This is a genomic window from Vibrio salilacus (assembly GCF_002811245.1).
Lineage (GTDB): Bacteria > Pseudomonadota > Gammaproteobacteria > Enterobacterales > Vibrionaceae > Vibrio > Vibrio salilacus.
Genome location: NZ_NIVQ01000020.1, coordinates 1 through 18228 on the forward strand (window position 1 = coordinate 1; position 18228 = coordinate 18228).

Here is an 18228-nt window from a genome sequence, read left to right on the forward strand (position 1 = left end):
CAAACGTTCGTTTAGAGGGAATTTACTTCTATTGAGTTCAGCACGTTTTGGGGCAGAAATGAGTTGGTATAACCATACAATATAAGAGTTCTTTATCTAAATTACTATTGACCCATCTACAGCTTCACGCTTTATAGTGACTACATTGATTGAGAGGGGCGCTGGCTGTATTCCCTCCAAAGTAAGTAGAGAAACACTATGAAACGTTTAATTATAAACATCACACTCTTGGTACTCATGGCGCTTGGTAGCTTGAATGCCATGGCCCATGATTCAACAGTTAAGTACGGTGTCGCGATATCTCACGATGGTTAGCAAATCGCGTATGGCAAAAGTGGGAGTGGGGGTACGGCGCTGATCTTCATTCACGGTTGGAGCTTAGACAGCAAGCTTGGCTAAAAATCAAACAGCATGTCGGAAAAGATCTGTCTCGATTCTGAACTATTGTCACGGTGTGTTACGTATTCGACATGGTCGTAGGCACTCGCTGATGGTGACAGCTTGACGCTCCATAATGCATTGAACTGATTTGGTACCATTGAATATCGTACATCTATAATATTGAGCTCGTCGTCGGGGGCTCTCGCTAGAAAGCCGTTTGAAAACTGACTGAAACGTTCAATGTCTTTGCCTTGTTGTGAATTAAGGTCGAGCCACGGAAAATCCCGGCCTAGGTTTAGCTTTGCGATGGTCTCTCCGGGATAGGTTTTAACTGAACCAGCCACTCGAATGGCATCAACATGGTACTCCTCCTCCGTTTCGTAAATGACCTTCCAAACCAAAATATTCGCGAAAGTCGGCTTGGTTTCTAATCGAATTGGTATGTGTTGTCGTTCTTTCGCGAGTTGCCATCCTACCGCTTCAGCTTTGTCTCTTTGAATCATGCCAAGCGTGGGATAAGTTAACGCCCAAATAACGGCAATACGTGCTAGCCAAGCGTTTCGTTTGAGCATTGCGAAGACGAGCAATATCAATATCGGGAGGGTGAAGGCTGGATCAATAACGGACACAACATTCCAGGCGTAACGCTCATTGGTTAAAGGCCAAAACAGCTGGGTACCATAAGAGGTACAAGCATCTAACAATGCATGAGTACTATAACCAAGTGCGCTATAAAGCCAGCTTTTTTGAAATGATAGCTGGAGCTTTTTGCCAAATAGCGGGTATAAGACCAGAGCACATAAGAAACTGCCAAAAGGGATAAAAAAGAGTGAATGGGTAAACTGTCGGTGGAACTCTAAGAAGAGTAAAGGATCACTTTCAGACCGAATCAATACATCCAGATCGGGTGCTATTCCAGCGACTAGCCCCAAAAAACCTGCGGCGAGTAAGTGCTGCTTTTTGCTCGCCGATAGAGAGAGGGAGGCGCCCAGTACACCTTGCGTTAGTGGGTCCATCATTAACTCTTTGATTATGTATTAATTAATAGTAGATGATTCGATGAGCTTCACCACCCCAAATGCCAGTAATGCTAGTGAACGCCGCACCTTAAAGGTGATCGAGAAGCCGTACAGCTTTCTAAGTTTCCATCAAATCGCCGTGACATCGCAGGTGCAGTCGACGCTATTGTTGCTCAGGTGTCTGAGAAGTTTAGCGCTGCATTGCGCGATTTAGGTCACGCGATAAACGCACTGCTTTAGTCTAAAAAAAAACTGCCAAATTGGCAGGTTTTTTATTGCAACATACTGTTTTTAGTCGTTGTTTGGCCTAGGTATTAAGACGTAAATCAAAGTCAATATGATGAAGATAGCAAAAGTATAGGCCTTCATTTGACCGTTCCACGAATTGGCCCACATAGAAAACCATTCAGCCCCGATCACGCCGAAACCGAAGTACCAAACCCCCAGTGCGACAGTCGCTCCCAACACATAAAAAGCCTGACCTTTGGAAAATCCTACGCTTTCACGTCTGAAAAACATAATAACGGCACCGATTACACACAAAGCACCGGCTAAAAACTCAAGGGCGATAATCAAATGGTAAAACATAGAGTGAAGCGTTGGAGAGGTGATCGCACGTCCGTACAAGTTGTCACCGGTGAAGAATGACTTCATTTGATCCATTGCTAGAACATGTTCTACAAATTGGAAGTTGGTATTGTAGTCAATTATATTGTTATAGCTAACCAGTACGCAGAACAAACCCACATACATCGCGATGACGGCTTTTGAAATATCAAGAACCAAGTTTAACCTCATAGTACAACCTTATTTACAGTTATTGTTTGTTTTGAAAGCGTAATTTTGTTCATGCCGATATGATCATTTCTGTTGTATTGTGCAATTGAATGATCAAACCCATAAGAGGTCGCTGGTGCCATATATTGCGTTACCCCCTCTTTGGTACAGGTAATGTAGTCATGACCGTGACCACAAATCACGTCTGTGACACCTGAACGTTTAAGAATATTGAATATTTTGTGGTCGTTCTCCAAACAGATGGCTTGCATCCATTCGGAGCCAACACGGATGACCGGATGATGAACAACAACAATAGGTTGCGTCATTTTACGGACCTGTTTTTTTAGATGGGCGATACCGCGGTTGTCGACCCTGCCTGAGCCAAGCGGGTGTCTTGAGTCGATGTTTTTATGACTGGAATCGAGGAAAATAAAGTTGCGCCCGGCAATTCGGCATTTATCGACGACGCGAATCAACGATCCTTTGAGCTCTGTTTTCATTAAAGCAAGGTCATCGTGGTTACCAGCGATTGCGAACACTTGTTTGTTCTCGATTTGACGGGCAATAAAAATCAGCAGCTTGTTGTAATCACCTGGCTTCGGATTACAACAGATATCGCCAGTCAGCAATATCGTGTCACAACTCTCATCCGCATTTGCGTGAATTAGTGCTTTGTTAAGGTTATAAAAACTAGACTTATCACTTAAATGACAATCGCTAATTTGAAACACAGTACTCATTTCGGTTCCTGATCAGATTAATGACTAAAATGGTTGGTCCAAGCAATATAAGCTGTGCAACCAATTTTTTTATGCTGGCCCAAAACATAATATCGAAGAGTAGATTGCTATCTTTAACCCCCCAGAAAGCCAACAAGAGAAACAGATTCACATCGGCCAGCGCGACAAAAAACGTAGCCAGAGTGATTTTGGTGGCAACACTGTCAATTTTGAGAGAATTAAATAGCACGCCAAACGAGAGCATAGAGACGAAGTAGGCGCAAAGTGATGCCAAGTAAACTCGGTAGTTACTAAGGTTGTAGACGAGATCAAAGCTCTGGTTGTAATTCGATTCCGCGTTGACACCCGGTAAGGTTGCCGCAATGTACATAAGGCTGATGAACGACAGATAAGCGAAATAGGCAAAAGTAATGCACTTGAAATAGACGTCAGGTGGACGCGTCGCCATAATCACAGAAGAGAACAGATAAACGAAAGGATAAGTAAAAAAACCAGCCGTAAGATGGATACCAAAGAACTCGACCGCTTTGGCAGAGGCCATATTCGATGCGGTTAGAAAGCAGAACAGCCCAAGAGTTGCAAGCATGGTCGCTTTTTCTAGTACGTTCATTATTTATTGCTCCATTTGACGGTAAATAGCGACAAAGTTTTCGTTACTGATTTTTAGCTTCTGCCTGATCGCAGGACGAAGTAGACTTTTCATCGTTACCGTAACAAGAATATCGGAAACTTCCATTTCTATGGTCTTTTCCTTAATATTTATTGTATGAATGCGTTTGTCTGAGATGAAATACTTACCTTGATGAAGCTTGATGTCGTGTTTATCGATGTGGGCGTGCCTAAACATTTCTTTATCAATAAAGCCAACCAATCCATCGATAGAATAAAGTTGAGATTCTTTCTTTCTAATTTTAAATAACTTAAATTTTAACATTCTTAAGTTGCATTATTGGTTTGTCATTGCTGTGAATAATTCTATTTGAAGATATTAGTATGACCTTATCGTCTTCTTTAATCGCTTTTCTTAATGCAATGTCATCTGATTCTGTGGTGCAAATATAGTGATTTTTGTTTTTTAGAGGTGAGACAAATTTTTCAAAAATCAACTGGCTACATTTGGGTAAACTATCAATTAAGCCATTATTTGTAACAAATATATCAATATCATGACGTTGAGAAAGTGCGATGATTTCTGCGTTCAGGGTGTCAAAACGATGCTTGACTTCTGTTGCATCGGAGAGATCTGAAAAGGTGATGTTGTAGTAATCACAAATCTTTCCAACAGTTTCAATGGTGGGGTTATTGTTCTTGCCAGAATACAGACTGTAAAGGGTGCTGTACTTTATGCCCATTTCCTGAGAAAGGAGTTTGATACCACCTGTGTCATGCTTACTTTCAGTTATAAGTTTTATTATCTTATCTATCATCTAATAGCCAATTAAACGTGACATGATTCATGGTTGTGTTTCATTAAAATAAATTTCTTTGATTTATTTTAATGTGATGTGTAAGTTTCTTTTGTACCCCGAGAATCTAAATGTTTTTAAACTAATAATCCATAGTTTTTAGTTAATTGATCGTATTAGGTTTACTTTCCTTAAATCGGGGTTTAATTATATTCTTGTCAATTTATTGGTTTTAGTTGTACCAGTGACCCGCTCTTTAGCGGGTTTTTTTGTTTATTTTTCCTTGTTAATGGGTTTCTGGCTTGATTTTGAGACTTTACCTGGAGAAGGTAAAAAAGCCCCACCCAAAAGGTGAGGCAGGAGTCAAAACGATGTTTCGACGGGGGAGTTTTTCTGTGCCGTTATGCAGTCGCCGCTTTACTCGCTTTCACTCGTTCACGAGCACCTAATACTAGGGTTAGGCCAAACGCGACAGCGAATGAAATCGCCATGCCAGCGACATAATAGGCAATTTTGTCTGGCGTGATGGAAATCACACCAGGTAGACCTGCTGCGCCGAGCGCTTGGGCTTTAACATTAAACAGGGTGATAAATGCACTCGCTGAAGCCGCGCCAATGATAGCGGCAATAAATGGATAACGAAGTTTTAAGTTAACTCCGAACATTGCAGGTTCAGTGATACCAAGTAGGGCAGTGATTCCGGAAGGCATTGCAATCCCTTTTAGCTTAGTGTCTTTGGTGGTAAAAGCAACCGCGAGAGCAGCAGCACCTTGAGCAACGTTCGACATCGCTGCAATCGGGAAGATAAACGTCCCGCCCGTGACAGCGATATCAGCCAATAGCTGTGTTTCGATAGCAATAAAACTATGGTGCATGCCAGTGATCACGAAAGGGGCGTAGATAAAGCCAAACAGCGCACCACCAACAAAGCCTGCTGAGTCATACAACCAGCTCAAGCCGTCGCCAAGTAGGAAACCGATATCACGAGTAATAGGGCCTACTAGCGTAAAAGTGAGAAAGCCTGCGATAAAAATTGCCAACATTGGGGTAAGCAGGTTATCGAGCACTGAAGGGATAAACCTACGCAGACCATTTTCGACTTTCGCTAAGATGAAAGCAGACACGAGTACTGGCAGAACTGATCCTTGATAACCGACTTTCTGGATCTCAAAACCGAAAATGTTCCAGGTTGGAATAGTGCCCGCAACGCTTGCGCCACCAAATCCCCAGCCATTAAGTAAGTCTGGATGAACCATTAACATACCCAGTGCTGCTCCTAGGAACGGATTACCACCAAATTTTTTACTGGCTGAGAACGCCAGTAGTACAGGCAAGTAGACAAAAGGTGCGTTTGCAAAAGTGTTAATCATACTTGCGAGGTCGGCTAGGCCGGGATTTGCCTCGATGAGCGATTGACCGTCAATAAATAAGCCTTGCGCGGTTAATAGGTTAAAGATACCCATTAACAGACCACCGGCAACGATCGCAGGGATGATAGGGACGAAAATATCAGACAGACCTTTCACCGCGCGTTGGACTATGTTTTGTTTTTGTGCTCCAGCGCTTGCGACATCGTTAGTCGACATGTCACTCATGCCAGTCAGCTTTGCCATTTCGGCATAAACTTGATTGACGATGCCAGAACCAAAAATAATCTGATATTGACCTGCCACTTTAAATTGGCCTTTAACACCGTCTAGATCGCCGATCGCATCTTCATCGACAATACTGTCATCTTTAAGCGCTAGACGTAAACGTGTCGCACAGTGGGCAAGCGCTTGAAGGTTATCTTTACCTCCAAGCAGCGCTAGCAGCTCTTTTGCAATTATTGGATAGTTCATTCCAAACCCCAGTTGTTAGGTTTCATTATGTTAGACGATTAACGCTCTTATTTTATTGGGAACGTTTGCAAGGTTGATTTTTAGCCAACCTTGCTATTCAGTCAAAGAATAGTGGGAAATTATGTGAGATGGATCGGCTAATCTTTTTTGCTAAACCGTTTGAGCTAAGTGGATTTTGTTGAGGGATATGCTATTTTTGCAAACAATCCCAATCACTTATCATGAGTCTACTATGGCTAGTTTACACGATGTGGCTAAATTGGCAGGCGTGTCAAAATCAACCGTTTCTCGCGTTATCAACGATGAATATGGGGTTAAAAAGGCGACCAAAGTCAAAGTGATGAAGGCGGTAGAGGAAGTGGGCTATGTGCTCAACCAAGTTGCCAAGGATCTTAAATCACAAAAAACCAATTTGGTTGGAGTCATCGTTCCACGAGTTTCGTCGCACGCAACAGCGCAAGGTGTCGATGGCCTAAGTCGAATCTTTGAGCACGCTAACAAACAAGTGCTCCTCGCCAGTACTCAGCAATCAGATGAAAAAGAAATCCAATATATTCAACTGTTTAATCAAAAGCGTGTTGAAGGAATTGTCTTATATGCGACGCATATTGACAGAGCATTAGTCAAAGCCATTAATCAATCTCAAGCCCCAGTCGTCTTGGTTGGCCAAGATGGGTCGTTGTTTAACATCCCCAGTATTGTACATGATGACTTAAGAGTCGGTTTTGAAGCGGGTAATCGTTTGTTGGCGGCTGGATGTCGTCAGATTGGCTTTATTGGTGTCAACGACGAAGATTTAGCCGTCGATAAGCTTCGCTCTGAAGGTCTTATACAGGCGTTAGAAATGGAAGGGGAGTGCGATCTACTATTCCATTGTCATGGTGAATTCAGTATCGAGTCGGGTTATTCCAACATGAGGCGTCTACTTGAAGATTACCCGCAAGTAGACGGTGTGTTTTGTGCCACAGATAGAATCGCGGTCGGGGCGATCAAAGCCCTCAAAGATGCGAATATTGATGTTGGACAAGGCGTTAAAGTGTTGGGAGTGGGTAATGATGAACTCGGTTATATCAACTCGCCAGGGCTTTCTACATTTAACTATGCCTTTGATAAAGCGGGAGAAAGTGCGGCTAAGATACTGTTGGACCTCATTGATGGTACTCCTGCTGTGATGAGTAAAGTCGTTCTTACCTTCCAAAATATTAACCGCGAGACTTGCTGAGTACTCCTTTCAAGTTGAGTGAAACCCTGACCACTGTGTCAGTTTTTTTTGTTGGTTTTATCGCGAGATTAAAGAGCAGGATGCGGTTTTAGCTTGTAGTTGTAAAACAGATAGAGTATTTTGCAAACGTTCCCAACTTTTTAGGTGAGTGGTAATGTCTGTTGAACGATATATTTCTATCTGTGGTGGTATAAGCAATATTCAGCGCGTATTAGCGCCGCAAGACACGTTGATTTTTACAGTGCGAGATCACCGCTTAGTCAGCGATAGTGAATTGATTGTATTACTTGAGAATGTACTAGGTGAGGATCAGGTCACTTTTATTCGGCCCAATACCGTTGGGGCTGATGAACTGTTATCGATCGGGCGTCTTATTGAATCTCAACAGCGAGAGCATATGGCTCCTTGTTTACCAGCGCAGACGTGCCCGTACCGACCTAACTGGCATGTTTCTCCACCGCAAGGCCTCCTAAATGATCCGAATGGTTTTATCTACCATAATGGTGAGTACCATCTTTTCTACCAATGGTATCCATACGCATGCGAGCACAAAGATAAACATTGGGTGCACTTAACCAGTTTAGATTTAGTTAATTGGCATTGGCAGTCAGTGGCGTTGACACCATCAGATTGGTTTGACTCTCATGGTGTTTTTTCCGGTCATGCGCTGAGTCATAATGGTGAACTGATGCTATTTTATACTGGCAATGTACGTATTGGTCAGCAGAGAGAGCGACACACCACTCAATGTTTAGCGACATCAACCGATGGTCGTCAGTTTACCAAACTTGGTCCGGTGATTGATGGTCCTCCTTTAGGAGTAACGGCGCACATTCGCGATCCAAAAGTGCTACGAAACCATGACCAGTGGATGATGCTACTCGGTGCTCAAACCTCTGAACTCAATGGTCGTCTGGCCGTATATCGCTCAGATGATTTACATCAATGGCAGTTTGATGGCCTATATGGCGATGAATTTGGGGCGTTTGGCTATATGTGGGAGTGCCCAGATATGTTCGAACTGGGCGGGCAAACCATGGTTGTCATTGGTCCTCAAGGTATTGACTCTCCTTCAAAGCACCATCATGTTCCTCATCACAATGGCATTGCTAAGGCTAAGTGGGATAATGATACTCACTTTAGCCTGACGGAGTTTGAGCATCTCGATCATGGTTTTGACTTTTATGCTCCTCAGACGTTATTGACGCCAGATGGACGACGGATAATGTGTGCCTGGATGGGGTTACCAGATGAAATCGACCAGCCGTCAGTAGAAAGTGGTTGGTTACACCAACTTACCGCGATGCGGGAGCTAACCTTAACGCGAGGTAAGCTTATTCAATGGCCTGCAAAGGAGATAGAGCAGTTATACCAACCAGCCCAAACGATTTTGCTCAGCGAGAAACGTCACCGATTAGCGAACAACGCATTTGATATGACCATTGAGCTAGAGTGGGGTGATAAACTTTGTCTGTTTGCCGGAGAAAATCAACAGCTTACCCTAGAAGCACAAGTCAAACAGCGGCTTTTAGTTTTAGATCGCTCACAAACGTTAAACAGAACGGGTGACAAATTACGTGAATTGCCTTTGACCAGCGATCGTATTCAACTGCGTATCTTGGCCGATACATCATCAATAGAAGTGTTTGTCAATGGGGGAGAAGCGGTCATGACCTCGAGAGTATTTGTTGAACCATCTTCAACAGGGATTGCATTGATAGGTGTACCAAGAGTTGCTCAAATCCGAGCCATCAATAAATCCACTGAGCCATTTTTTTTGCCAGTGGTGTGACTTTAAGAGGGAAAGGGGCTGATGGCAAAAGACCGCTTTAATTGACTCAAACTTAGTCAATTAAAGCTTCACAATGGCAAGAAATAGCACACCTTTGCCACCAACTCGGCGTCAATGAGCCCCAGATTATTTGTGGGGCTTTTGCTATCTGAGTGGTTAAATATAAGCCTTAAGTTCAGCTTGAGTTGGCAGTGCTGTCATTGCGCCTTTTTGTGTGGTCGCTAACGCACCGCAGCCGTTAGCCCATTGAACGGCCAATTCGATTGTTACGTCGTTTTTCCAGTCGTCGTATTGAGACAATTGCGCCAGCAAGCCGCCAACAAAGGCATCGCCTGCACCAGTGGTATCAACCGGCTTGACAGGTTGGCCAGCGATCAGGCGCTGAGTGTTGTTGTACACAACCCATGCGCCTTTGGCTCCTTGAGTGACAAGCACTAAGGTGTTGCGGTACTGCTTGATAGCCGAAAGGCCAGCGTTTAATGATTGAGTATCAGTAAGGTACATCAGTTCATCGTCAGAAAACTTAACCACATCAGCCAGTTTAATCGCTTGATGCACAACTGACTTTAATAGCTGTGGCTCAGCCCAGACTTCTTCACGCAGATTTGGGTCAAAGCTGACATAACCGCCCACTGATTTGATGCGACGCATGGCTTCGAGTGTCGTGCTACGGCTCGGCTCATTAGCCAGTGCGATTGAACAGACATGTAGCCACTGACCAGTTTTAAAAGGTGGAATATCTTGTTCAAGCAAAAATTGATCAGCGCTGGGTTTAACCATGAAAGTAAAACTGCGTTCACCTCTATCATCTAAATCAACGATCACTGTCGAAGTGCGCTGCGCGTCGTCGAGTAACATAAACTGTGTATCGACGTTTTCTTCACGCAGAGTTTGTTGCATGAAGCGCCCAAGTGGGTCTTGCCCCACACGACCAAAAAAGGCGCTCTGCCCATTGAGCCTTGCGACTGCGACCGCAACATTTGCTGGCGCACCCCCCGGACATTTTAAATAAGTTGATGGTGACTGTGGAATTAAGTCGACGACTGCGTCGCCAGTAACCCAAACTTTGTTCATGTGGTTGCCTCTAATGTTTAATGACGATGCGCTAATTATAGAGCTAAAACGGTTTAGCTAGCTACTAAATCGACGCTATAATCTCTGAGTGAGCGACAAGTTGTGATCCAAAGCGATCTTTTTGATGTGGTTTGCAGCGGACGCGCTATTGAGTTTTTAAAGCATTAGAATTCTTGCCTAATGGCAGTAGAATAAGGCAGAAGAGCAACGCCATCATTACTCAAATAACGAGCGGTTAACGCAGGAAAAGAATGACAATAAAAAAGGTTAAGCTAGCAGATATCGCAGAGCTTGCAGGTGTTTCCAAGTCTACGGTTAGTTTTGTGCTCAACGGTCATGCCCAAAAACATCGCATTAATGAACAGACCGTCAATAAAGTGCAAGCTATTGCGAAGGCGAATAACTACTCGCCCAGTAGTTACGCTCGGGCGTTGAAGTCTAAACAAACCTACACCGCAGGTTTAGTTATCCCAGATTTGACTAACATGGGTTTTGCGACCATTGCGAAACACCTTGAGACTTATTGTCGTGCGGCGGGATATCAACTGTTAATTGCTTCATCGGATGACGATCTTGAGACGGAAATGGCGGCGATCCAGAGCTTAATCGCGAGACAAGTCGACCTACTATTGGTTGCCAGTTCGATGACCGAACCAAGCTATTTAGAGCAAATAGGGCAAAATACACCAGTCATTCTGTTTGACCGAGTGATAAAAGGAACGACATTATCCAGTGTGACAACCGACGCTGCCGCTGCAACTCAACAGGTGGTGGAACAGCTTGTTCAGGGCGTCGACGAGTGTATTTATATTGGTGGGCAATTTGAGTTGTCACCGAGTATTGATCGCTTCACTGGTTACCAAGCTGGATTGAAAGGCGCGGGTTTAGAGTTTAAAGCGGCTCATGTCTTTAGCCAAGATTATCAGCCGCAATCGGGCTATCAAATGCTGGATCAGGCGTTCCAAGAATTAGCTAGACCGCCCCAAGCGATTTTCACTGCGTCTTATTCTTTGCTTGAAGGGGTATTGCGTTATCTCACGGAGCACAACATGCTGCAAGCGGACATTCGCCTTGCAACCTTTGACAACTATGACATTTTAGATTGTCTACCTTTCCACATTCACTCGGTCGAGCAGGACTGTCAGCTTATTGCCCAGACACTGTTTGAGACGAGCAGAGCGTTAATTCAAGCGCCGGATCGTCGATCGGAAACACGGGTTCTGCCGGCAAAAGTCCATTTTAGACGTCGCGTGCAGTCAGTGTGATGCCACACTAACCAAATTGCCACTGCGCTGCTTACGGATAGCTATTAATAACTGTATTAACAGCAAGACTCCCGTAACGCCGAGACCAATCCCAATTCCTGCCCAGATGCCCGTGAGTTGGTAGCCGGGCATCAGTAACCAAGCGGCAGGCAAACCAAACAGCCAATAACCGATGGCGGTTAATAGTGTTGGTCTTATTACAATCCTCATCCCACGTAATAGGTTAATCGCTAGCAACTGCCAAGCATCAACAATAAACGAGAGAGCAACAACCCACAAAACGAGATTGAGCAGTGCACTGAGTTCACTATCGAGGTTGAAAAAGTTTGCGATCACCTCTGGCCATAAGATGAAACCACCAGCAAGAACAACACTCAGCAGTGTGGTAATAGCGAAGCTGCGAAGTGCGGTTTGCTTAATTCCCTGATAGTTTTCGGCCCCAAAATCTTGCCCGACCAAAATAGCCGCCGCTTGTGAGAAACCGAAATTAATATTCCAAGTAAAGCTTAAACATTGCAGTAAAATCTGATGCAGCGCGAGCGCAGCGATACTGATCGTACCCGCCATCAATGTGCCGCCATAAATCAAACCATGTTCAAGTAGCGCTGCCATTGCAATAGGCAGTCCCATCGCGAGCAGTGGCGTCAACAAAGACCAAGAATACTCCTCGCGGTTGTGCCAAGGGGCAAAAGAGAGATATTCCGGACGTTTAAACACCCATGCGCCGTAACCCATGGTGACGATCAACGCTGCCAATGCGGTGCCAGCGCCAAGCCCAGCCAGACCTAAATCTAGGCTAAATGCGAGTACGTAGCTAATCGGAACATTAAGCGTGACCGTCAGAAGTGACATCACCATGATGGAGCGAACATTGCCAAAAGCGCTGGTCAATCCTCGCAATACTAACAGCAATAGAGAAGGCAACATGGCCCATTTCAAAGCGTTGACATACTCCATCGCAGGTGCAACCAGTTCGCTCGGTTGTTGTGTCGCAGCCAGCAACTGTGGCACAAACGCAAAGCAGAGGCTTAGAATCACACTCAGGATAAAAGACAGTAAAACGGCGCCTTTAATCGCAAGGCGAATTTGTTGATTGCCGAACTCGGGGCGCGCTACACGCTGACCATAGGCGATGGCGACTAAGTTAGCGACGCAGCCGACGCTGCTACCCGCAATGATAAAAACAAAAGAGTAGATAGAGGCACCCAAGCCACCTGCGGCAAGAGCAGACACACTCAGGCGTGACATCATCCAAACGTCGGTTAGAACTAACGCCATTGAGATCATCTGCGAGATAATTAACGGAACGGCGAGTGAGAGAATTTTCTTCATAGTTTGCCTCGTGATCATTATCACATAAAGGTAAGGTTTCTCTCTCTGGTGTTCAAGTGACATTTATGCCACATTGGCATGAGTTCAAGTGATAGGAGATTGATGTGAGGCCTTATTCAAATCTATCTTACTCACACAACAGCTTAAAAGTCTTTGAGGCTGTGGCGCGATTGATGAGTTTTACTAAAACGGCTGAGCGACAAGTTTGCGTGGAGTACTCTGGATGTTGAGTTCTAGTTGAGAGGTGGCTGCTAGCTCGCGATGTCGAAACTGGGTAGCAAACCAAACTGCTGTTTGAGCTGGGTCAGAAACGCTTCGTCTTCACACATCGCTTTTTCTGGCTCATCACTTATTTTTGCCACCGGGCCACCACTGCAGCGTGTCATTTTCACTACCATAGAGAGCGGTTGATACGTCACGCCATTAACCGTCCAGTCGCCCATGTCATTGGCAAGAAAGGTTCCGATACCGAAGCTTACCTTCGCTTTACCTGCAAAGTATTCTGCAATATCTAGCGCTCGGTCAAAATTAAGGCCATCAGTAAAAATGAGTACTTTAGAGGTTGGATCAATACCGAGCGATTGATAATGGGCGATGATTTTGTCACCCCAAGTGAATGGGCAGCCTGAATCGTGACGTACGCCAGCATAAGGCGCGGCTCGTTCAAAAGTAAAATCTTTTAGAAAGGCTTCAATACCGATGGTGTCGGTCAAGGCGATACCTAGTTTGCCATCAAATAGAGTTTGCCAATGATCAAGCGCGGCCTTTTGTGAGTCGCGAATATCAACCAGTTGCTGGTGGGCCATAAACCATTCGTGCGCCACAGTACCAATCGGCGTTAAGTTAAACTCTCGCGCTAGGTGATAGTTACTGGTGCCAGAGAGTAGGTCGGGCACATTATGGCGTAGGTAGTTGACCACTTCACGCTGCACCTGAGCACTGAATCGGCGTCGGCTACCCATTTCAGAAAACTGAAAATGGTCGATTCCACGCTGAGCTAACTGTGCTGTTAAATGAGTGATTTTACGTTCAAGCACATTGGCAAAATGAGAAGATGAAATATCAGCCCAAAAGCGGCGACTGCGCACCTCAGAAATGATGCTCATCACCATGGTTTCGTAAAGAATGGTTTGATGCCAAAGGCCTTGGATAGAAACACGTAACTGGCCACTATCTGTGGTGGTTACGGTCACTTGCTCACGAGGTTTAAAGCGAAACTCAGCTAAGTAATTCAAGAAATCCGCATCAAGATAATCGGCTTGTTGGTTTAAGTAGCGAATGTCATGGTCACTAAAACGATATTCTTCAAGCTGGGTAATCTCAGCCTCGACGTGTTCGGCTAATACCGCCAAGCATTCGTCTGACCTCACGATTAGCTCGTAACGAACCTGCGTACGCGGATAAAGCTTAAACGCGCCAAACATCATATTGATCTTATACACATCCAGATCAAGTGCGCTTTGGATAATACGGTCATTAAAAAGCACGGCAGTCATCAAGCCAGTCCTATTACATTTACAGGCAATCAATAGATCAAACTTTAAGTAATGCCATTTGGTTTGTCAAACTATGTTACTAACTGGATGTGCAAAAAAATGCTTCGTTTAAGCTTTATGCTTACTATTAACTCTATTGATCATAGTATATAAAACAATGAATCCTAGCTTAATAATAAGGTTAATCACAAATAGTTACTTTCTATTTGACCTTGGCTAAGGCAATGATAAAGTAGGTCACACGTTAGCAAGAAGAGAGCAATAAATGATCGTCACGATCGACATGATTTGTCTTCGACTCGCAGAGCAAGGTCTGGAAGTTTTGCTGATTAAGCGCAGCAACCCGCAAAGACCGCATTGTGGTATGTGGTCGATCCCGGGTGGGTTTGTGTTCGAGCACGATTTTGTGAACCAAGGTGGACAACCCGCCGACCAAGATTTTGATGCCGCACGCAGACGGATTTGTCGTCAAAAAATTCACACCTATCCTAATTACATCAGTGAACCAATGGTTGACGGCAACCCCAAACGCGATCCAGACGGTTGGAGTGTGTCCATCGCTCACTATGCCTTACTCAATCGCGCCAACATCGATCAAATCGACAACTGTGGTCTGTGCCAACAACAGCTGCGTTGGTTTGAACTTAAACAGATACTTTGTGATCAGGTTGAGCTTGCCTTCGACCATGCAGAGTTAATTAAATTGGCATGGACAAAGCTCAGGGCGGCAATTGAATATACTTCGGTGGCGCTTTTTGCGCTTGAGCCAGAGTTTCTCGTCTCCGATATTATTGCGGCTTACGCAAAATTTGGCGTTGAAGTCAATCGCATGACCGTCAAGCGTCGCCTGATTGAAACCGGCGTGATTGTCAGTGCAAACAAACTTGCTTCAACCAACAAAGGCAAAGGGGGAAAGCCGGCACAGGTTTACCGTTTGGCCGAAAAACGGGTGAGTTACTTTCAGACTTGTCTGCGTTAACAGCAAAGGAGTAGATAATGCCAATACCAACCTTAGTTCTTGACCGAAGCAAAACCGCTTCTATTGATGTTGACCCACAGAAAGGGTTTAGTGAGTTGTGTCCCAATGAACTGCCAGTAGCAGGTGCGTTAGAGATCGTTGAACAACTAAAACGCAACCACACTATGGCCAGTCTAAAATTAGTTTCACGGGATATGCACCCGCCGGGCGCGGCTTGGGAGGCCACATCGCCTGATCAAATGTTGCAACCTGTTGGTCTGCCAGAAGTCGATATTAAGTGGAACCCTCATTGCGTGGTCGGTACGCCTGGCGTTGAGCTACTTCCGGGTCTACCTGCGATTCGTGACTATGACTTTCAACTCAATAAAGGCATTGATCCTGACGCCCATCCTTACGGCGCGTTTTACCATGATCAGGCTGATACACTTTCGACAGGTGGGATTGAGTTTTTGCGCGCACACCAGATTGAGACCGTCATTGTTGGTGGGCTTGCGCTTGATTTCTGTGTTAAAAAATCGGTTGAACAGTTGCTTGATGCGGATTTTAACGTCGTGCTTAACCTTGCATCGACTCGAGCAGTGTTTGCTGACAATACTCAAGCCGTTGTCGCCGAACTAGAGCAAAAGGGCGCTGTAATTGTCGAAAATGCCGAGGCATTACGCTAGCCTCCGGTTTTTTGTTTTTTTAATGGAGCCTAGCTCAACGCATCGTCGGGCAGAAATCATATCAGCTTTTTATGTAGAGTAACCACACGTCATAGCTGGTGCCTTGTATAAATTTCCCACAACGTGCTGCAAAAATCAGCTCGAAAGGTCAACAGACCCTAGTACTTGACGTTTGGCTGAGCCATTTTCTTTAATCGGTGCAAACAAAACTATAAATTCACTCTCTTGGTTCTGTTACACTGCCGATTATCAATAACTCGGTGACGTTAAGAAGAGACTCATATGAGCCAGCAGCAACCCAATAACCCTTTGCACGGACTCAAATTAGAACAAATACTAGTGCGCTTACAAGAGCACTACGGTTGGAAAGGACTGGATGCAGAAATAAAGGTGAATTGCTTTTATAACAATCCATCCGTTAAGTCTTCATTGAAGTTTTTACGCCGCACTCCATGGGCGCGCGCGAAGGTTGAAGCACTCTATATGCAAACCTTTTGTCAGTAAAAAGCGCACTCTAGGGGGGATAAGTTTAGTATGTTCGATAAGCTCATTTACTCTTGCCAATTGGCGAAGTAATTCAATAAGAACTCAATCGCGAGTTTTGCTCTTTGTGGTAGAAACCTTCGATTTTGATACACGATCCAACTGCTAGACCCTTTCCCCCAGTAGGGTTCAAGTACCGGAACTAGCTCCCCCGTTTTGAGCTCCTCGACAAAAGTGCTTTTGGGCATGTAAGCGACGCCTAAGCCTTCTTTACACGCTTGTACAACCGCATTGGCGTTGTTGCTGCGCCACCTACCATATACTTTCACACCACTAAGCGGTTTTTGGTCTTTGTCAAACACCCAAAGATCATTATTAGCGATAATACAGCTGTGATGTTTTAGGTGTTCTGGATGAGTTGGCGTACCAAATTGATCGAGATAGTGTTGGCATGCAACTGCGGCCATAGGGCGTTCGATTAATTTTCTTGCGATCAAACCAGAATCGTTGAGTTGACCATAGCGAATGGCGAAATCAAAACCGTCTTCGATGAAGTTAACCATTCGAGTGTTAAAACTCATTTCTATGGTTAAGTTTGGGTGATCTTTGGCAAACGTCATGAGTGCAGGGGCAACATGATTCTCGGCAAACGCACCAGCGGCACTGACGCGTAAGATGCCACTGAGCTGAGTCTGCTGGGAAGTTAGCTGTTCATTGGCTTGTTTTAGCGCCATGATCAACTCTTTACACTGTTGGTAGTAATGATGCCCGGCTTCAGTGAGGTTGACCATGCGGGTTGAGCGAGCCAGCAATTGCGTACCTACTCTTTCTTCTAATCTTGTCACTTGTCGACTCACGTGACTTGTACTGCAGCCAAGCTGCTTTGCTGCCGCGGAGAAGCCATGAGCCTCGGCAACAGCAACAAATTCATTGATACCTTCAAAACTGTCCATATTTTTATCTTTGCTATATAGAGATAATGTTTTGCTAATGAAAGGTATTATCACTCGTTTGGTTTTTAATTAGTATGGTTAGAGTCAAATAACACCCGACCAAAGGAATAAATCATGAAGAAAATACTTATAGTTGTGACCAACCATGCAACGCTCGGTAACACTGACCAAGCGAACGGCACCTTCGCTCCTGAACTGACCCATGTTCTGAATGAACTGATTACCGCAGGTTACGACTATGACATCGCTTCGATCCAAGGTGGCAAAGCGCCATTGTATGGAACCGATATGGAAGGGGACACGGTCAATGCCGATATTCTTGCAGATGAAGGCTTCCTAAACCGCATCAATAATACTATTCCGGTTTCTCAAGTGAATGGTGAAGGGTACGATGCTATTTTCTATCCTGGTGGTTTCGGTTTGTTGTCTGATCTTGCGACTAATGAAGAGTTTGCGCAAATTTCGGCCAATCATTATGAAAATGGCGGTGTGATTGCGTCGGTATGCCATGGCCCAAGCGCTCTGTTACCGATTACGTTGAGCACTGGCGACAAGCTACTTGCGTCAAAGTCAGTGACAGGATTCACCCGCGAAGAAGAAGTGGATTTCGGTACCATCAGCGATATACCTTTCCTGTTGGAAGAGTCTCTGGCACGCAGCGCGGCTCAATACACTAAGGTTCAGCCTTGGCAAGAGCTTGTCATTGTCGATGAGCGAGTTATTACTGGTCAAAACCCAGCCAGTGCTCACGGCGTAGGTAAAGCGTTGGTTGAGCTGTTGGCGTAATCTCATCAGTACCA

18 protein-coding genes and 1 pseudogene are annotated in these 18228 nt (G+C 44.8%); 8 read left to right on the plus strand and 11 right to left on the minus strand.

Going from position 1 to position 18228, the window contains the following annotated elements:
* Positions 1-198: 198 nt before the first annotated feature.
* Positions 199-393 (plus strand): annotated as a pseudogene (locus CDZ87_RS13025) (alpha/beta fold hydrolase); the annotation flags it as partial.
* Between the two features lie 2 nt (positions 394-395).
* On the opposite strand, the gene CDZ87_RS13030 reads toward CDZ87_RS13025, so the two are convergent.
* The 7 genes from CDZ87_RS13030 to CDZ87_RS13060 all read right to left on the minus strand — a co-directional run bounded on the left by CDZ87_RS13030 (position 396) and on the right by CDZ87_RS13060 (position 6167).
* The gene (locus CDZ87_RS13030) at positions 396-1397 is read right to left on the minus strand and encodes a metal-dependent hydrolase (protein ID WP_100753932.1); all 1002 of its coding nucleotides are present in this window, start codon (positions 1395-1397) and stop codon (positions 396-398) included.
* 294 nt (positions 1398-1691) lie between these two features.
* A complete protein-coding gene (locus CDZ87_RS13035) occupies positions 1692-2198 on the minus strand; it encodes a DUF2165 family protein (RefSeq protein WP_100753933.1) in 507 nt (168 codons plus the stop codon).
* Positions 2195-2920 (minus strand): metallophosphoesterase family protein, encoded by a 726-nt coding sequence (locus CDZ87_RS13040; protein WP_100753934.1) that lies wholly within the window; start codon positions 2918-2920, stop codon positions 2195-2197. Before CDZ87_RS13040 ends, CDZ87_RS13035 begins: the two co-directional genes overlap by 4 nt.
* Positions 2898-3530, minus strand: a complete 633-nt coding sequence (locus tag CDZ87_RS13045) for a queuosine precursor transporter (RefSeq protein WP_100753935.1) — start codon at positions 3528-3530, stop codon at positions 2898-2900. Before CDZ87_RS13045 ends, CDZ87_RS13040 begins: the two co-directional genes overlap by 23 nt.
* 3 nt (positions 3531-3533) lie before the next feature.
* Positions 3534-3767 (minus strand): hypothetical protein, encoded by a 234-nt coding sequence (locus CDZ87_RS13050; RefSeq protein ID WP_157806472.1) that lies wholly within the window; start codon positions 3765-3767, stop codon positions 3534-3536.
* A gap of 73 nt (positions 3768-3840) precedes the next feature.
* Positions 3841-4347 (minus strand): helix-turn-helix domain-containing protein, encoded by a 507-nt coding sequence (locus tag CDZ87_RS13055; RefSeq protein WP_100753937.1) that lies wholly within the window; start codon positions 4345-4347, stop codon positions 3841-3843.
* 380 nt (positions 4348-4727) lie between these two features.
* The gene (locus CDZ87_RS13060) at positions 4728-6167 is read right to left on the minus strand and encodes a sucrose-specific PTS transporter subunit IIBC (protein ID WP_100753938.1); all 1440 of its coding nucleotides are present in this window, start codon (positions 6165-6167) and stop codon (positions 4728-4730) included.
* A 232-nt stretch (positions 6168-6399) separates the two neighbouring features.
* On the opposite strand from CDZ87_RS13060, the gene CDZ87_RS13065 reads away from it, so the two are divergent.
* On the plus strand, positions 6400-7389 hold the full coding sequence (locus tag CDZ87_RS13065) for a LacI family DNA-binding transcriptional regulator (RefSeq protein WP_100753939.1): 990 nt from the start codon (positions 6400-6402) through the stop codon (positions 7387-7389).
* 154 nt (positions 7390-7543) lie between these two features.
* Positions 7544-9181 carry a glycoside hydrolase family 32 protein gene (locus tag CDZ87_RS13070; protein ID WP_100753940.1) on the plus strand — a complete coding sequence of 546 codons (1638 nt, stop codon included), beginning with the start codon at positions 7544-7546 and terminating at the stop codon, positions 9179-9181.
* Between the two features lie 156 nt (positions 9182-9337).
* On the opposite strand, the gene CDZ87_RS13075 is transcribed toward CDZ87_RS13070, so the two are convergent.
* Positions 9338-10255 (minus strand): aminoimidazole riboside kinase, encoded by a 918-nt coding sequence (locus CDZ87_RS13075; RefSeq protein ID WP_100753941.1) that lies wholly within the window; start codon positions 10253-10255, stop codon positions 9338-9340.
* Positions 10256-10506: 251 nt separating this feature from the next.
* Between CDZ87_RS13075 and CDZ87_RS13080 the strand changes: the two genes are divergently transcribed.
* Complete coding sequence (locus CDZ87_RS13080) at positions 10507-11520, plus strand: substrate-binding domain-containing protein (RefSeq protein ID WP_100753942.1); 1014 nt, start codon at positions 10507-10509, stop codon at positions 11518-11520.
* Here the strand turns inward: CDZ87_RS13080 and CDZ87_RS13085 are convergent.
* On the minus strand, positions 11512-12852 hold the full coding sequence (locus tag CDZ87_RS13085; RefSeq protein ID WP_100753943.1) for an MATE family efflux transporter: 1341 nt from the start codon (positions 12850-12852) through the stop codon (positions 11512-11514). The two genes, CDZ87_RS13080 and CDZ87_RS13085, sit on opposite strands and share 9 nt — an antisense overlap.
* Before the next feature lie 251 nt (positions 12853-13103).
* Positions 13104-14348, minus strand: a complete 1245-nt coding sequence (gene pncB, locus CDZ87_RS13090) for a nicotinate phosphoribosyltransferase (RefSeq protein WP_100753944.1) — start codon at positions 14346-14348, stop codon at positions 13104-13106.
* 265 nt (positions 14349-14613) lie between these two features.
* On the opposite strand from pncB, the gene CDZ87_RS13095 reads away from it, so the two are divergent.
* The 3 genes from CDZ87_RS13095 (at position 14614) to CDZ87_RS13105 (ending at position 16496) form a co-directional block, all read left to right on the plus strand.
* On the plus strand, positions 14614-15327 hold the full coding sequence (locus CDZ87_RS13095) for an NUDIX hydrolase (RefSeq protein ID WP_100753945.1): 714 nt from the start codon (positions 14614-14616) through the stop codon (positions 15325-15327).
* A 17-nt stretch (positions 15328-15344) separates the two neighbouring features.
* The gene (locus CDZ87_RS13100; protein WP_100753946.1) at positions 15345-15992 is read left to right on the plus strand and encodes an isochorismatase family protein; all 648 of its coding nucleotides are present in this window, start codon (positions 15345-15347) and stop codon (positions 15990-15992) included.
* Between the two features lie 282 nt (positions 15993-16274).
* Positions 16275-16496, plus strand: a complete 222-nt coding sequence (locus tag CDZ87_RS13105) for a VF530 family protein (protein WP_100753947.1) — start codon at positions 16275-16277, stop codon at positions 16494-16496.
* Positions 16497-16543: 47 nt separating this feature from the next.
* On the opposite strand, the gene CDZ87_RS13110 is transcribed toward CDZ87_RS13105, so the two are convergent.
* Complete coding sequence (locus CDZ87_RS13110) at positions 16544-17428, minus strand: LysR family transcriptional regulator (protein ID WP_100753948.1); 885 nt, start codon at positions 17426-17428, stop codon at positions 16544-16546.
* A gap of 114 nt (positions 17429-17542) precedes the next feature.
* Here CDZ87_RS13110 and CDZ87_RS13115 point away from each other — a divergent pair, with 114 nt between their 5' ends.
* Positions 17543-18214, plus strand: coding sequence for a type 1 glutamine amidotransferase domain-containing protein (locus CDZ87_RS13115; RefSeq protein WP_100753949.1), 672 nt, complete (start codon positions 17543-17545; stop codon positions 18212-18214).
* Positions 18215-18228 lie beyond the last annotated feature (14 nt).

What these genes read in the sequence shown, in the direction of transcription:
- CDZ87_RS13065 (WP_100753939.1), top strand. Translation starts at nt 6,400, where the DNA reads ATGGCTAGTTTACACGATGTGGCTAAATTGGCAGGCGTGTCAAAATCA.
- CDZ87_RS13040 (WP_100753934.1), bottom strand. Translation starts at nt 2,920, where the DNA reads ATGAGTACTGTGTTTCAAATTAGCGATTGTCATTTAAGTGATAAGTCT.
- CDZ87_RS13105 (WP_100753947.1), top strand. Translation starts at nt 16,275, where the DNA reads ATGAGCCAGCAGCAACCCAATAACCCTTTGCACGGACTCAAATTAGAA.
- CDZ87_RS13115 (WP_100753949.1), top strand. Translation starts at nt 17,543, where the DNA reads ATGAAGAAAATACTTATAGTTGTGACCAACCATGCAACGCTCGGTAAC.
- CDZ87_RS13110 (WP_100753948.1), bottom strand. Translation starts at nt 17,428, where the DNA reads ATGGACAGTTTTGAAGGTATCAATGAATTTGTTGCTGTTGCCGAGGCT.
- CDZ87_RS13055 (WP_100753937.1), bottom strand. Translation starts at nt 4,347, where the DNA reads ATGATAGATAAGATAATAAAACTTATAACTGAAAGTAAGCATGACACA.
- CDZ87_RS13050 (WP_157806472.1), bottom strand. Translation starts at nt 3,767, where the DNA reads ATGTTTAGGCACGCCCACATCGATAAACACGACATCAAGCTTCATCAA.
- pncB (WP_100753944.1), bottom strand. Translation starts at nt 14,348, where the DNA reads ATGACTGCCGTGCTTTTTAATGACCGTATTATCCAAAGCGCACTTGAT.
- CDZ87_RS13030 (WP_100753932.1), bottom strand. Translation starts at nt 1,397, where the DNA reads ATGGACCCACTAACGCAAGGTGTACTGGGCGCCTCCCTCTCTCTATCG.
- CDZ87_RS13085 (WP_100753943.1), bottom strand. Translation starts at nt 12,852, where the DNA reads ATGAAGAAAATTCTCTCACTCGCCGTTCCGTTAATTATCTCGCAGATG.
- CDZ87_RS13095 (WP_100753945.1), top strand. Translation starts at nt 14,614, where the DNA reads ATGATCGTCACGATCGACATGATTTGTCTTCGACTCGCAGAGCAAGGT.
- CDZ87_RS13045 (WP_100753935.1), bottom strand. Translation starts at nt 3,530, where the DNA reads ATGAACGTACTAGAAAAAGCGACCATGCTTGCAACTCTTGGGCTGTTC.
- CDZ87_RS13100 (WP_100753946.1), top strand. Translation starts at nt 15,345, where the DNA reads ATGCCAATACCAACCTTAGTTCTTGACCGAAGCAAAACCGCTTCTATT.
- CDZ87_RS13060 (WP_100753938.1), bottom strand. Translation starts at nt 6,167, where the DNA reads ATGAACTATCCAATAATTGCAAAAGAGCTGCTAGCGCTGCTTGGAGGT.
- CDZ87_RS13035 (WP_100753933.1), bottom strand. Translation starts at nt 2,198, where the DNA reads ATGAGGTTAAACTTGGTTCTTGATATTTCAAAAGCCGTCATCGCGATG.
- CDZ87_RS13075 (WP_100753941.1), bottom strand. Translation starts at nt 10,255, where the DNA reads ATGAACAAAGTTTGGGTTACTGGCGACGCAGTCGTCGACTTAATTCCA.
- CDZ87_RS13070 (WP_100753940.1), top strand. Translation starts at nt 7,544, where the DNA reads ATGTCTGTTGAACGATATATTTCTATCTGTGGTGGTATAAGCAATATT.
- CDZ87_RS13080 (WP_100753942.1), top strand. Translation starts at nt 10,507, where the DNA reads ATGACAATAAAAAAGGTTAAGCTAGCAGATATCGCAGAGCTTGCAGGT.